The 13,624-nt window shown below is 41.6% G+C and carries 13 protein-coding genes; 8 read left to right on the plus strand and 5 right to left on the minus strand.

Going from position 1 to position 13,624, the window contains the following annotated elements:
• The first annotated feature begins 404 nt into the window (after nucleotides 1–404).
• Nucleotides 405–866, plus strand: a complete 462-nt coding sequence (locus Q0192_RS16445; protein ID WP_299291142.1) for a redoxin domain-containing protein — start codon at nucleotides 405–407, stop codon at nucleotides 864–866.
• Between the two features lie 11 nt (nucleotides 867–877).
• Nucleotides 878–1,408 carry a thioredoxin domain-containing protein gene (locus Q0192_RS16450; RefSeq protein WP_299291144.1) on the plus strand — a complete coding sequence of 177 codons (531 nt, stop codon included), beginning with the start codon at nucleotides 878–880 and terminating at the stop codon, nucleotides 1,406–1,408.
• 63 nt (nucleotides 1,409–1,471) lie between these two features.
• Here Q0192_RS16450 and Q0192_RS16455 read toward each other — a convergent pair whose 3' ends face one another.
• Nucleotides 1,472–4,342: a PD-(D/E)XK nuclease family protein gene (locus Q0192_RS16455; protein ID WP_299291146.1), complete on the minus strand. Its 2,871-nt coding sequence runs from the start codon at nucleotides 4,340–4,342 to the stop codon at nucleotides 1,472–1,474.
• A gap of 43 nt (nucleotides 4,343–4,385) precedes the next feature.
• On the opposite strand from Q0192_RS16455, the gene Q0192_RS16460 reads away from it, so the two are divergent.
• Together Q0192_RS16460 and Q0192_RS18820 are read left to right on the plus strand one after the other, a co-directional pair.
• Nucleotides 4,386–4,589 carry a hypothetical protein gene (locus Q0192_RS16460; RefSeq protein WP_299291148.1) on the plus strand — a complete coding sequence of 68 codons (204 nt, stop codon included), beginning with the start codon at nucleotides 4,386–4,388 and terminating at the stop codon, nucleotides 4,587–4,589.
• A gap of 5 nt (nucleotides 4,590–4,594) precedes the next feature.
• Nucleotides 4,595–4,879 carry a type II toxin-antitoxin system YafQ family toxin gene (locus tag Q0192_RS18820; RefSeq protein WP_366518207.1) on the plus strand — a complete coding sequence of 95 codons (285 nt, stop codon included), beginning with the start codon at nucleotides 4,595–4,597 and terminating at the stop codon, nucleotides 4,877–4,879.
• 55 nt (nucleotides 4,880–4,934) lie between these two features.
• Here the strand turns inward: Q0192_RS18820 and Q0192_RS16465 are convergent, their stop codons facing one another.
• The 3 genes from Q0192_RS16465 to Q0192_RS16475 all read right to left on the minus strand — a co-directional run bounded on the left by Q0192_RS16465 (nucleotide 4,935) and on the right by Q0192_RS16475 (nucleotide 9,967).
• The gene (locus Q0192_RS16465; protein ID WP_299291150.1) at nucleotides 4,935–5,420 is read right to left on the minus strand and encodes a GNAT family protein; all 486 of its coding nucleotides are present in this window, start codon (nucleotides 5,418–5,420) and stop codon (nucleotides 4,935–4,937) included.
• Nucleotides 5,421–5,444: 24 nt separating this feature from the next.
• A complete protein-coding gene (locus Q0192_RS16470) occupies nucleotides 5,445–8,747 on the minus strand; it encodes a UvrD-helicase domain-containing protein (protein ID WP_299291153.1) in 3,303 nt (1,100 codons plus the stop codon).
• A gap of 128 nt (nucleotides 8,748–8,875) precedes the next feature.
• A complete protein-coding gene (locus Q0192_RS16475) occupies nucleotides 8,876–9,967 on the minus strand; it encodes an acyltransferase (RefSeq protein ID WP_299291155.1) in 1,092 nt (363 codons plus the stop codon).
• A gap of 188 nt (nucleotides 9,968–10,155) precedes the next feature.
• Between Q0192_RS16475 and Q0192_RS16480 the strand changes: the two genes are divergently transcribed.
• The 4 genes from Q0192_RS16480 (at nucleotide 10,156) to Q0192_RS16495 (ending at nucleotide 12,876) form a co-directional block, all read left to right on the plus strand.
• A complete protein-coding gene (locus Q0192_RS16480; RefSeq protein ID WP_299291157.1) occupies nucleotides 10,156–10,389 on the plus strand; it encodes a hypothetical protein in 234 nt (77 codons plus the stop codon).
• A 10-nt stretch (nucleotides 10,390–10,399) separates the two neighbouring features.
• Nucleotides 10,400–11,554 carry a hypothetical protein gene (locus tag Q0192_RS16485; protein ID WP_299291160.1) on the plus strand — a complete coding sequence of 385 codons (1,155 nt, stop codon included), beginning with the start codon at nucleotides 10,400–10,402 and terminating at the stop codon, nucleotides 11,552–11,554.
• Nucleotides 11,555–11,786: 232 nt separating this feature from the next.
• On the plus strand, nucleotides 11,787–12,350 hold the full coding sequence (locus Q0192_RS16490; RefSeq protein WP_299291162.1) for an AraC family transcriptional regulator: 564 nt from the start codon (nucleotides 11,787–11,789) through the stop codon (nucleotides 12,348–12,350).
• Nucleotides 12,337–12,876, plus strand: a complete 540-nt coding sequence (locus Q0192_RS16495; RefSeq protein WP_299291164.1) for a hypothetical protein — start codon at nucleotides 12,337–12,339, stop codon at nucleotides 12,874–12,876. Before Q0192_RS16490 ends, Q0192_RS16495 begins: the two co-directional genes overlap by 14 nt.
• Before the next feature lies 1 nt (nucleotide 12,877).
• On the opposite strand, the gene Q0192_RS16500 is transcribed toward Q0192_RS16495, so the two are convergent.
• Nucleotides 12,878–13,582 (minus strand): Gfo/Idh/MocA family oxidoreductase, encoded by a 705-nt coding sequence (locus Q0192_RS16500; protein WP_299291166.1) that lies wholly within the window; start codon nucleotides 13,580–13,582, stop codon nucleotides 12,878–12,880.
• Nucleotides 13,583–13,624 lie beyond the last annotated feature (42 nt).

Raw genomic sequence — 13,624 nt, forward strand, 5'->3', positions numbered from 1 at the left:
CATTTTGCGGTTTTTGGGCGAAGACAGCAGCAGCAAAACAAATGAGCAAGCCGCTAAAAAAATATTTAAAAAAATCAGGCATACATTAATTTTCCTTTTGGTTTTGGCAATCTTCTGCCTAATGCTATTGTAGTTTCAATCCATTCTTGAATCACAATCTCTATTTTGCTTATTTATAAATTAAATCAAAGTTACAAAAATCACCAATGCTTCTTTTATCGCCTAAAAACTATTGCAGTTTAAACTTATTATGATGCAAAACCTGAAGCAAATTTTTAGTGCTAAAAGAAGCATTTTAACCTGAAAGAAATAACCTAAACAAGTTAAATACTAAATTGTCTATAAATAAGGCTTAACAAACAAAGCAACCAAACAAAACATTTTAGCCCAAATTTTAAAAAACCATGTTAGCAATAGGAACCCCGGCACCAGATTTTGAGTTAAATTCTACGCCAGACCAAAAAGTAAAATTAAGTGAACTATTGGGAAAAAAAGTTATCATAGCTTTTTATCCTGCCGACTGGAGCCCGGTTTGCGGTGACGAAATGTCCCTTTTTAATGAAACACTTAAGCTTTTTTCAAAACATAATGCACAACTGTTAGGGATTTCTGTGGACAGCATTTGGAGCCATTTGGCTTTTGCCCAAAACCGCAAGTTTCATTTTCCGTTACTTTCAGATTTTCAGCCCAAAGGGGAAGTAGCCAAAATGTATGGCGTGTACGATGAAAAATTAGGGGAAGCGCAAAGGGCGTTGTTTGTTTTGGATGAAAAAGGGATGATCGCATGGGATTATTTATCTCCGGTAGGCATTAACCCGGGAGCAGATGGCATTCTTGATGCTTTGGAAAAATTAGACAAACATTAAAACTTAAAACAATGAGCGCACAACTAAAAACAGCCGTTAGCAGTCAAGATCACGTTCAGGGCAGCAGCAACGCAACAATCAAACTGGTAGAATACGGAGATTACCAATGCAGTTACTGCGGCGAGGCTTATCCGATTATAAAAGCAGTACAGCAAACTTTAGGAAATGATTTAGAACTTGTTTTTCGAAATTTTCCTTTGCCAGAAGTGCACCCCGATGCAGAAAACGCAGCGAAGGCGGCAGAAGCGGCAGCTTTGCAAAACAAGTTTTGGGAAATGCACGATATGCTTTATGAAAACCAGCAGCAATTGGATGAAGAACATTTGGTTTCTTTTGCAAAAAAGATCGGACTGGACGTAAACCAATTTAAAAGCGACATGCAAAAAAGTGCTGTTTCAGACAAAATTGAAAACGATTTCGAAAGCGGTGTAAGAAGCGGTGTAAACGGTACGCCATCGTTTTTTATCAATGGTAAAAAATACGACGGAGACTGGCAGGACGAAGACGGTTTCACTCAATATTTGAAAAGCCAGTTGCAATAACAAAGCCTAACCAACCGGATCAATTTAGTTTCCGACCACAATTTTTACCCGATAAAAGAAGCATCAGCGTTCGCAAATATCTTTATACGGGCAGTATTGGCAATTTTCAATCCGGGTAGTTTGATTGAATGAAATACGCTGATCGAACATTTCGTCCAGCGTTTTTTGCAGGTAATCTTTAAACGTAACTTTCGCTTCTTCCAAGTCAAGTTCCTGCAAAATTGTTTTGCCTGATTTAAAGCGCGTTCCTTCCTGGTTCATCTTGCGTACCACGTACAAATTCGGCTCCACGTTGCCGGTTTTTTTCACCTGCTCGTAAATGTAAGTGTAGAAAAGCGTTTGCACCACGGCCTTGTTTTGCGCTTTGCCGTTGCGCTCAAACAGTTTTTCGAGCGAGGTGAATTTTAGTTCATCACTTCCCGTTTTGTAGTCAATGATGCGCGTTTTGCCATTATGCTCGTCCACGCGGTCCAAAATCCCGTACAACTGCAAATACTGCGTTTGGCCGTTAATTTTGATGGGATAATGATATTTGTAATCTTTTTTGTTTTCCAGTTCGATGATGCGGAACGGTGCCGAAATGCTGTCGTGCTTCAAAATCGTTTGCATGTATTCGGCCACAATTTGTAGTACAATTTGCTGCATACTGTTTGGATGCTGCATCGTTTTTCGGTTGCCATAAATCACTTCTGATAAAGCAGCACGACTGTATTCCGCAACTTCCGGCAGTTTTGCGTTGATGTTTTCTGCGGAGATAAGTGCATCAACTTTCAGCAAATCCTGATAAAACCACTCCAGCGCCTGGTGCAATGCCGAACCGATTTGGCTGGCTTCCAGGTTTTCGGTAACTGCTTCCGGCTCTTTCATTTTCGCCACATAACGAAAGAAAAACTGCAGCGAACAGGTTAAATACGTAGTTAAAGCCGTAGCCGAAATATTATTGGTTTTGAAAGGATTTCCATGGTAAAAGAAGCTTTCCATCGCTTTCCAAACTTTGCCGGTTTTTGGGATAACGATAACGTTGGAACCCTCAATCTTCACCGGTTGCTCCTGCTGCAAATAATTAAATTGCAGCTTGCTTTCGTACGCTAATTGGCGGATAAAACGGCTTGGTTCGGCGGCTTCAGTTTCTCCGCCCAAACCATCGTAAACCAGCGTTACTTTTGCTGACCGTTGCAACAATCTGTAAAATAAATAAGCAGCAATGGCATCTTGGTTTTCTAAAACTGGCATTCCGTTGGCGCGGCGCAGACTATCCGGAATAAAAGAAGGATTAGCATTGCGTTTCGGCATTACGCCTTCGTTCATTCCCAAAATAATCACATGCTCGAAATCCAGGCAACGGCTTTCCAGCATGCCCATTACCTGAATTCCTCTTAAAGGTTCACCTTCTAGCGGAACAGCCAAACTGGCCAGCGTTTTTCGGATCAAGGCAAAAACCAGCGATAAACCTAAAGACGGCGCATAATAATCCAAGTTATCGTACAGCAAATTCAGCTTTTTGCAGGCTTCCAAAATCAGGTTTGCTTCCAGTTCGTTCAATTGGTTTTGCCTTTGTCGCTGCTCCAAAACGGCTGTCAGCATTAAATACAAAGCATCAATGGTTTGTAAACCGCTGTGGCGGGAAGTAAAAAAGTTGGGCGCCAAAGTAGAAATCAAATGCAGTTCGGTCAGCGGCACTTCTACCCATTGATGCGTTAACAATTTGTTTTGCAATTGCTCTCGTTCTGCTGCTTTTACGCCCGAAAGTGGGTGCGACAAAAATGCCAGCGCATCGCGGTAATAAACCGTGTGTTTTTGTTGTTTGTTGATCTGTTCCTGGATCTTCAACCACAATTCTGTCAAGCCAAAAAGCGGCGATTGTGTGAGTGGATAACCCATTGTAATATTTACAATTCCGGCTTCCGGCGGAAGCGTTTGCATCACCGGAACCAGCAAACTTTCGTCCGCCAGAATAATGGCTGTTTTTTCCGGGTTTTCATCAAATTCTGCCAGTGCTTCAAAGTTGATCTGTTCGGTTAAAACTTTGGCTTGTGCAGCGTGGCCTTGTGTTTTAATTATATCAACCATGCTTCTTTTATCACCTAAAAATGATTGTTGCGGAAAGCTGTTGATTAAACCGCTGCGGAAAATATTTCTACGGAGAAAAACGCCGGCTTCCTGCAAATCATCCTTCAAATAATAATCATCGGTATCAAAATAAAACAGCACGCAGCCTTGCTCCTGCCATTGTTTAAAAAGCTTTTCTTCGCATTTGTTTAATGCGTTAAAACCGATGAAAATGAGTTTTTTATACGGCGAAATAAAATTAGGCAAATCAGCCTTTCCTTCAGCCAAACGGCGATAGGTTTGTGCTGAAGTAATCAATTCCTGGTTTTGCAAAGCCTGATGAAAATTGCGGTACAAAGCGGGCATCCGTTTCCATAATTCCAGGAATTTTTGCTGATGCGTGCGTTGTTTATCTGCCGAAAAAGACGACCAGAAACGCTCTAAAAACTCCTGCTGTTCTTCTGTAAAATGACTGAACTGTTGTTGGATTTGGGCAATATCTTCCAGTTGCGTAAACAAGCTTTCGGCATTCACCAGATCGTAATCCACTTCGGCAAAATCACTTAAAATGATGTTGGCCATCGGAAAAAACTGATCAGGCGAAAGCGTAGCTTTTCCTTCAGCAATCAATAATTTGTTAAATTCCTGATGCAGGATAAAAAACTGTTTCAACGGATCGGCCACCACCAAACTGGTAGAAGCCGCAAAAAACGAAGAAACCGTGAAAAAAGCAGGGCTAAAAGAAGCATTGCCCTGCAACTCGCCCAAATGCTTTTTTAAAAAAGCTTCGGGCCGTTTATTGTTAAAAATGATGGCTGCCTGCTTTAAATCTTCGCCCAAACGGGCAATTAAATCGGCAGCAACTTCACGGAGAAAGGGGATCATTTAGGATATAAAAGTTATTTTTGTGTTCTGTAAAAATTGGGTTATGGCAACATTAATTGTAGAAGTGGACGACAGCAAGCTAAAAATGGTAAAAGATGTGCTTAAAGCCATCGGTGTTAACGTAAACAAAAAAAACGTTAAAGCAGAAAAAACGCTTAACGAAATTACCATACAAGCCTTAAAAGATGCCCAAAATGGCAAGGTTACCAAGGCTAAAAGTGCGGATGACCTTTTTAAAAGCATTTAGCTGTTTTGTTTACTCTAAGTTATACCAACAGGTTTTTAAAAGACCTTAAGCTGATTAAAAAGCGATCTCAAAAGGACTTTAACTTGTTAAATGTCTTTATCAATCAACTATCGCTAACTGGTGTAAAAGGTTTAGAAAAGAAAAATTTCGCCCATAAATTAAAAGGTGAATATAACGATTGCTGGGAATGCCACGTAAAACCAGATTTATTGTTGCTTTGGATTGAGATTACTTCGGAAAATGAAATTAGGTTAATTCGTACTGGCTCTCATAGTGATTTATTTAAGTAATTGAAATTGTTAATCGGCTTCTTTTCTAAAGGTACCAAATCCAACACCTTTAAAATTAAAAATTGTACGCCATTTTATGCAGCAAATACGTTTGCCCGTTGTGGCTAACTTCCCAGTTCTGCCCCGGCGAAAACCGAAAACCTATTTTTTGATAACAGTGAATGGCCGGCAAATTGTCTTCCAACACAAATAATTCTACCGTTTCGGTTTGAAATCTCTTTTTGCATTCTGCCAATAAAAGGTGGATAAAAGAAGTACCGAAACCTTTTCCGCGATCAGCCGGGTTTCCAATTAGCAATCTTCCTATGCGTGGAATATTATTTTCCTGCGGGATAATCTCGCCAAAAGCAACAGCTTCGTTTTCTTTATTTAAACCGATATAAAAACTACGGTCCGGGTTTTTATGCTGGTAATGTTCGATCTGTTTTTCGGTTATTGGATAAGAAAATTCTGTTCCGGCAAATTGGAAAAGTAAGTCTGCATTTGTTATCCAACGGCTTAAGAAGTGGAAATAGTTGGAGCTATATTTAGTAATGGTCATTATTATTTAGGTTGAAATAAAGAATCACACCACCACCAATTCCTGCAAAAACCCGTAATACAAATAGCTTTTTACATTTCGATAATTCATATCCGTTAACAGCTTTCGGTAAGATTTTACCTGTGTAAAATGTTCCGGCCGCTGGTCTGAAGTGAATTTAAAATCAATGATCAGCACTTCCTCATTTCCAATTAAAACTTTATCCGGCCGGTAACTTTCGCCTTTGCTGTCAATAATCGTTTGCTCGCTTAAGTTTTGGTAAGGTTTGCTCAATAAAGCTTTCAAGTCTTTGTTTTGCAAAACGCTTAAAGCATTCAACCTAATTTCTTCTTTTTCGGCTTCGCGAATTAAGCCTTCCTGCTGCATTTCGTTGATGACTTTGGGCAGTTTGGAAAGTTCCATCGTTCGGGCAAGTAATTCATGCAAAATAATGCCTTTATGTTGCGCCGCATCGCCGCTTAATAAATCTAATTTGCTCCAAACTTTTTTACTTGCCAATGCCTGACTCAAACGTTGCGAAACCGGATATTTTTTAAGCTGAATTTTTCCGGCTGATGCTGTTTTTACCGATACTTTTTCGGCAACGGGTTCATCCAAAATAAAATTTTCATCGGTAAAAGAAGCATTTAATCCGGCGATTGGTTTTTGTAAAGCTTCGAGAATTAAATCGCCAACGATGCTTGTTTTACAATCATTTTTTCCTTGCCCCGGCGCGGTAATGTACAAATGGTTTCGGGTACGCGTGGCGGCTACATAAAGCATGTTCAGCGCGTCCATCAAATTGAAAAGCAGTTCCTCAAAATAAGCTTTGGAAAAAGCAGATTTGCCCAATGCTTTTTTATAATTTACGGGAACGGATTGCAGCTTTTCGTACGGCGTTTCTTGCGTATTTACCCAAAAAATACCGTTCGTTAGGCCGTCCAAATCCCAACTGCAAAAAGGCAGCATCACCACATCAAAAGCCAATCCTTTTGATTTATGGATCGTCATCACCTGCACCGCATCGTTTTGCGTTCCGGATGGCAAAGCTTTGGATGCGCCTTCTTCCTCCCACCACTCTAAAAAACGCGTGATGCCCAATTCGCCTTGCTGCGTAAACTTAGCCAGCATATCGCGGAAGGCAAATAAATACGGCAAATGCAGTTGCTGCTGATCCAAATCGTAAACGGTGATTAACTGCTCGGCCAGTTCGTTTAGCGGCAATTGCTGCCAGGTGTAAAAATTACGACAAAGTTCTGGCGGCAACAAATTTTGCAGCTTTGTAATTGGCGTATCTTTTAACGTGAGCCAGGCACCAGAAGGAACGCTTTTTCCTAACTGCTTGAAATACAGTTGCACGCACAACGCTTTGTACAGCATGGATTGCTCGTTTTGTGTAACCATCAGTTGCAGCGTGCTTACCAAAAGTTTTACGGCCGAATTGTTGTTGATGAGCAAAGCCTCGCCCGAAAGCACTTCGGAAGCGCCAAATTGTTCGCCGGTTTTTTCCTGGTTGATTTTTCGCGATTGCTGATCGGACATTAAATGACTAATAACTTCTCTTGCTTCGCGGTTGCTTCGTACCAAAATACAAATTTGGCCAGCCTGATATCTGCCCGAACTAATCCAGTTATTGAGTTTTTCTGATAAAGCCAACAGCGCCGCTTCCCGAACTTGCGTAGCGCGATAAGCATTATTTTCTACCGATAAAAACAGTACTTCCACAGAACCGCCGGGCAACGTGCTACCTGCTTTTTTTTGAAAACTTTGCTGGTAAGCAGCCGGAATGATTTGGTCTAAACCGATGTTTTTCCACCAGTTTTCGTACAGATCTTCGCTGCCCTCTTCCAGTACTTTTTGGTTGATAAAGGTTTGCAGGATCTGCGGAATTTCACGAAACAAATGATTGTTAAAATCAATCACGTTGGCGGCGCTGCGGTAATTTTCTTCCAGCGATTGATCAATTACGTTACTGCTGCCAATGTCTGATTTTGCTTTGTGCAGGAGAATGCGCCAATCACCGTTGCGCCAGCGGTAAATAGACTGCTTTACATCGCCCACAATTAAATTATCGGTGTATTTTCCGGTTGCTTCGGCCAGCGCGTTTTGCAGCAAAGGCAAAAAATTGTCCCACTGAAAAGCCGATGTATCCTGAAACTCATCAAACAGGAAATTTTTGTAGCGGTTGCCCATTTTCTCCCAGATAAAAGAAGGGTTGTCCTGCTGATCGGCCGTAATTCCTTTCAGCAAAAACTGCGCATCGCTAATTAATAACGTTTGGTTTTCTTCGCGATAATCTTTCAGCAAACCGGCCATTTCCTGCATCAACCTTAAATAATACAGGTTGGCGTTGATGGCTTTTGCCATTTCGTATTTGCCGGTTTCTTGCTCGAAAAACGCTTGTAAACGAAGCAAAATTGGATTTAAGTTTCGATACAAATTTGCAACCGAAGCGGTTAAATTGCCGCCTTTCTGGTATTCTTCCGGTAGGTTGATTACTTTTTTTATATCGGTAAAAACAGTATGGTCGCCGGCGGCAAGTTTATGCAGTTTAGAAAACGGATGCCGGGATTTTCCTTTCAGTTCTTCCAATCCAACGCCTGATTTTTCCCAGGTTTGCAAAGCTTCTCCGCCTAAAACTTTAAAAGATTCTTCGAAAAGAGCGATTTGCGTCCGGGTAAGTTTCATCAAATCGCGGAACACCACGGAAGCGTCCAACTCTTTCAAAGCGTTTTCAAAAGGCTGGTAACGTTCTTTAAAAATCTCGCTGGTCAGATCCAATAACTCTTTTCGGTAGTTCCAGCTTTTGTTCTCGCTCACGCGATCCAAAGCCAAATTGATGATCCATTGCAGCAGTTCGGGTTTTTCGTCCAGCCGTTCGTTCAGTTTATCGGCCAAAGCTTTTTTCACTTTGTCCTGGTTCATTTCCAGTTTGTAGCCGGCATCCAAACCCAATTCAAACGTAAAACTGCGAATTACCTGCTGCACAAAACCATCAATGGTGTTAATGGCAAAGCGGCTGTAATCGTGCAAAATGCGCCGGTAAATTTTGTGCGCCCGTTCCTGCAACTGGTTTGGGTTGAGGAAAGGATGCGCTTCCTGGATAATTTTTCGGAAAACTGCCGCACTTTCATCGCCCAAAGCCAAAGCACGTAGCACGCTTAAAATGCGGCTTTTCATTTCTTCGGTGGCTTTGTTGGTAAAAGTTACAGCCAGCACTTCGCGGTATTTCAGTTCGTTATCAAACAAAAGCACCAGGTAATGCGCGGTGAGGCTAAACGTTTTGCCGGAACCGGCCGAAGCCTGTAATATTTTGAGCGGTTTTTGTAAAGTCGGGGTTAAATTCACTACGCTATATTAGCGCTTTTTTCTGAAATATTCCTATAATTTTAGTAATCTGATGCTTCTTTTACCCTATAAAAATTGGTGGTTTATGCGTTTGTACCGGCACAAAATTTATGGGCATAAAAGAAGCATTACAAATTCTTCTTCATTCTGGCGGTAAAATATTTGCGCAGGGGAAGATCGAAGAAAACCAAAACGTAATACGCAAGGCCGATTAACAGAACAGTTGCTATCGGGATAACGGTTTCCAGTTGGCCCATCGTTGGTTTTGCAGCTTCTACATAACTGAAAAATATCCAGATAAACGGATAATGGACCATGTAAAGCGGGTAAGAAATCTCGCCCAAAAACTTACAAATGCGGTTGTTTTTGGCACTTAAACTTGCACCTGCGCCTAAAGCAATTAAAAACGGGAAATAAAAAATGATAACTAAGGGATCGGTTATTGGGTTAAATTTATCGGCAAAGGGAATTAAAAAGGCAATGATTAGTAATATGGAGATTAAGGGAAACCCAAGCCGGGATTTGACGATCCATTTGGTGCGATAAACCAGCATCCCGGCCAAAAAAGAATAAAAAACCCGGATGCCGCCGCCGGTAAAATTGCCGCCGCCCCAGCCAACACTTAAATTGCCGGCATAATTAGCCTCGTAACCAAGTAGAACTGCCGCTATCAGCAATAAAGCCCACATCGTTTTATTGCGCAATTTAAAAAGGATAAGTGCATAAAATATATTGGCTATGTATTCCCAAAACAGCGACCAGGTTGGCGGGTTGAAGTGGAAAAAATTAAAATAACGTTCGTGCACAGATGCGTAAGGAATTAACAGGATGGAAGCCAGAAACATCAGGAAAGTTTTGCCGGAACTGTACGCCAGGTGCAGGTTGCTGAACGGATCGAAAAGAAAAGTGAGCAAGCCCAAAACCGAACCGATAACGACCAGCGGGTGCAAACGGATCAGCCTCAACTTAAAAAACTGAAGGACACCAATTTTTTCTAATTTGCTATCATACGCGTAAGCAATTACAAAGCCGGACAAGCAGAAAAAGAAATCAACGGCTAGGTAAGCATGTGCAATAAAATTTTTAGGGTAATCAGGAACGGCAATTTCCATAAAATGGAAGATGACTACCGAAACTGCCGCTATTCCCCTCAGCCCATCCAAAATTTCAAAATGCGGCTTGGTTTTTAAAAGGGCTGGTTCTGGTTTTGTTACGGTCATTCCCGGTTTATTAGGTTTGATGCAATAATAGCCGTTTACGCAGCTTAGTCCAAAAATTATCAGCTTGTAGGATTACCGGTGATGCTTCTTTTACCACCTAAAAATTGGCGCGCCAAAACATATTCATCTTTATCAAAACCCTTAACCTTTTACTGCTGTTGTTTTTAATGATTAACAAAAAATAAGTTATGGCAAAAGACAGAGAAGGGAAATTTATCCCGCCAAAAGGAAAACCATCAGGTTCTGGCAAAAACACAGCAGGTTTGAGAGATGCTTTTGCAGGCACAGACCCGGAAACGGATGAAAACCTGACCGAGAAATATACGGACGGGCCGGACGAACCAGCAGCAAATGTACACATGCGCCACGCCAACCGCAACGTAAACAAAGGCGAAGACACAAACGATAATGATAACACTTAAACTGTAAAGCATGGAATTATTATCAAAAGAAGAGTTTGCAGAACTGGCAAATTATCAATCGGAACATTGCGTTTCTATTTTTATCCCAACGCACCGTTCGGGCGTGGAAGTAAATGAAAAGCAGGATATTATCGTGCTGAAAAACCAGTTGCAGGAAGCCCAAAAACAGCTTCAGCAGCAAGGGATGACCAAAGACGATGCCGCACAGTTTTTGCAACAAGGTTTTGAGCTGTTACAACACGAAACTTTTTGGAACAACCAGTTGGCCGGTTTGGCTTTGTTTATCGCGCAGGATTATTTTAAAGTTTTAACCTTGCCGCTCGGCGTAAAAGAAGAATTGTTCGTCAACAGCTCTTTTTATGTGAGTCCGTTGATGCCGGTTTTAACCAGCAACGACCAGTTTTACCTATTGCTTTTTAGCAAGCATGTTGCTCATTTTTATTTGGGCGATGCTTTTGGGATGCAGGAAATGCCGATTGAAGGCTTGCCGCAAGGTGTTGATGATGTGATCCATTTTGAGGAAAAAGATAAGAGCCAGTTATTCAGAGGCGGTGGTACAGCTCCCGGGCAAACTGCAAGCACTCATGGACATGGTTCGGGCCTGGCCGATGACAGGGAATATCTGATTCAATACCTGAAAGAACTCGACCAAACGCTGTGGACAGAATTATTGAAGAACGAAAACAAGCCGCTGATTTTGGTTGCGGTGGATAATTTGGTGGCTTTGTACCGGCAAAACGCGCATTACAAACATATTGCCCAGGAAGCAATTATCGGCAATTACGAGCGCGAAGATAAATTGGCCTTGTGGGAAAAAGCGCGCGAAAAACTGGCTCCGTATTTTAAAGCTGCCCATAATGAGGCACTGGAAAATTATTATAACCACATTGCAACGCCTTTAACTTCTTCCATGCCCGAAACCGTGATTCCGGCAAGTTACTACAGCCGTATTGCTGATCTGTTTGTGCAGAAAGATGCACACATTTGGGGTACATTCAACGAAACGGACAATCAATTGGAAATCCATAACCAAAAGCAGGAAGGCGACGAATGCCTGGTAAATAAAGCAGTGGTAAAAACAGTATTAAACGGCGGCGCGGTACACATCCTCGATGCTGAAGAAATGCCGAAAGAAAGCACCATCGCAGCTTTTATGCGTTTTTAAGTTTGATGTTTTGTAAGTAAAGAAAAGGGACGCAAAGTTTTTGTGTCCCTTTTTTTATGTTGGTAAAAGAAGTATCGAAGATTTAATTCGATGCAAATCGCAATATTATATAAATGTCTTTCAAAATCCTGTAATGCATTTGCTTTCGGCAGGAAGTATTTTTGCACAAATCATACAATACTGATTTTTACTCGATAAAAGAAGCATTGGCAACAATACAAATACACAACCCATGAAATTACATATCAAAAATATGGTTTGCGACCGCTGCATTTTGGTTGTAAAACAGCAGTTAGAAAATTTAGGGTTTCGGGCAGAAGCGATTAATCTTGGTGCTGCTGTGGTTGAACCTGAGCCTGATGCTGCCCAACTAAGCGCCATTGGTTCTGCCTTTAAAATTTTAGGGTTCGAGCTGATTGACAATGAAAAAGACCGTTTGGTGGCGCAAATCAAAAGTTTAATTATCGAAAAAATCCACCACTCGGATTTAACAGATTCGCACCTTGTTTTTTCGCAATACCTTTCAACCAAAATCCATAAAGATTATGCTTACCTGAGCCGCGTTTTTTCGGAAGCAGAAGATGTTACGATAGAAAAATTTATTATCCAGCAAAAAATTGAAAAAGTAAAAGAATTGCTGCAATACGGCGAACTGAACCTGAACGAGATTGCATGGAAGATGAACTACAGCAGCAGCGCGCACCTTTCTGCACAATTTAAAAGTATTACCGGCTTAACACCCAGCCAGTTTAAAGCATCCGGGTTGGCGCAGCGCAAGCCAATTGATAAAATTTGATTCTTATAGCGCAAGGTTAAACTACAACCCTTCTGCAAACTGGGCTTTGCAGGTTTCTCGTGGTTTTTTAAAAAGCCCGGAACAACTGCACCCGGAAGAGAACGTTTACCGCACCACCGCTTCGGCAACTTACAGTACTGTTTTTACCGGTGAAAAGTTATTGAACGTAACCGCTTTATGGGGATTGAACAAAACGCCTGCCCAACAAGGCGATAATTCTGCTTTATTGGAAGGCGACCTACGCTTGAAAAGATTAGACCTTTATACCCGCTACAAATTTGTTCAAAAAACAACCGAAGAATTGGTATTGAACCCTGTTGTTTATAGCAATGATACTATTTTCCCGGTTAATGCCATCACTTTTGGTTTAAATTATAACTTGTTGAAGCTTGGCCCTTTAAACCTGGCAGCAGGCGGACAATTAAGTTATTATGGCGCAGACAGTAGGTTGAACAATTTGTATGGCACAAACCCAATGGCAGGAGAAGTATTTATACGCTTGTATCCAAGATTGATGAAGGTGTAAACTAACCAATCTTTTCGCGTTTGCCCGAATCCAAACTTCGGTAAATTGCATCAACAACCAGCATATCTTTCAAGCCTTCTTCGCCTGGCACACGCGTTGGTTTTTTTAGGTTGATGCAATTGGCAAAATCATCCATCTGCAAAGCCTGCTGGATAACATTTGGAATGTTCATTGGCCCGTTTGATGTCCTTCCGTCAATACCGCCGTAACCATAAGCCGGTTCCAATTCAAAAAAGCCTTTTTCTGTTTTTGCTTTTAAATAGCCCCAATTGTTGTTGTAGCTTGATTTTCCGTTCGACTTAAAACCTCCCGGAAATTCCAGTTCCCAAAAAACGGTTTCGTCCACATCTTTAAACAGTTCCGGTTTCGTTTTTTCCTGAGTTGCTTTTACCGCGATTGGTTCTTGTCCTAAAGTATAACGTGCGCCTTGTATCGCGTAAATCCCCATGTCCATCAACCCGCCGCCGCCTGCCATTGCTTTTTTCAACCGCCATGTTGGAGGCCCTCCCCATGTAAAACCGTTTGCTGTTTCCAATTGGGTTACTTTTCCTAAAATTTGCTTTTGCCCTAAACGCATCACTTCGATGTTGTGCGGCTCAAAATGCAAACGGTAACCAATGGACAACATTCGGTTTGCCTGTTTGCACGCCGTAATCATTTCCCGGCAATCGGCAGCGTTTAAAGCCATTGGTTTTTCGCAAATCACGTGTTTTCCGGCTTTCGCTGCGCGGATGGTAAACTCTTTATG

It is taken from the genome of uncultured Mucilaginibacter sp. (genome assembly GCF_937859865.1).
Taxonomy (GTDB): domain Bacteria; phylum Bacteroidota; class Bacteroidia; order Sphingobacteriales; family Sphingobacteriaceae; genus Mucilaginibacter_A.

Coding starts and splice junctions, on each gene's coding strand:
- Q0192_RS16475 (WP_299291155.1), bottom strand. CDS start 9,967: ATGACCGTAACAAAACCAGAACCAGCCCTTTTAAAAACCAAGCCGCAT.
- Q0192_RS16490 (WP_299291162.1), top strand. CDS start 11,787: ATGAAATTACATATCAAAAATATGGTTTGCGACCGCTGCATTTTGGTT.
- Q0192_RS16480 (WP_299291157.1), top strand. CDS start 10,156: ATGGCAAAAGACAGAGAAGGGAAATTTATCCCGCCAAAAGGAAAACCA.
- Q0192_RS16465 (WP_299291150.1), bottom strand. CDS start 5,420: ATGACCATTACTAAATATAGCTCCAACTATTTCCACTTCTTAAGCCGT.
- Q0192_RS16445 (WP_299291142.1), top strand. CDS start 405: ATGTTAGCAATAGGAACCCCGGCACCAGATTTTGAGTTAAATTCTACG.
- Q0192_RS16455 (WP_299291146.1), bottom strand. CDS start 4,342: ATGATCCCCTTTCTCCGTGAAGTTGCTGCCGATTTAATTGCCCGTTTG.
- Q0192_RS16485 (WP_299291160.1), top strand. CDS start 10,400: ATGGAATTATTATCAAAAGAAGAGTTTGCAGAACTGGCAAATTATCAA.
- Q0192_RS16460 (WP_299291148.1), top strand. CDS start 4,386: ATGGCAACATTAATTGTAGAAGTGGACGACAGCAAGCTAAAAATGGTA.
- Q0192_RS16450 (WP_299291144.1), top strand. CDS start 878: ATGAGCGCACAACTAAAAACAGCCGTTAGCAGTCAAGATCACGTTCAG.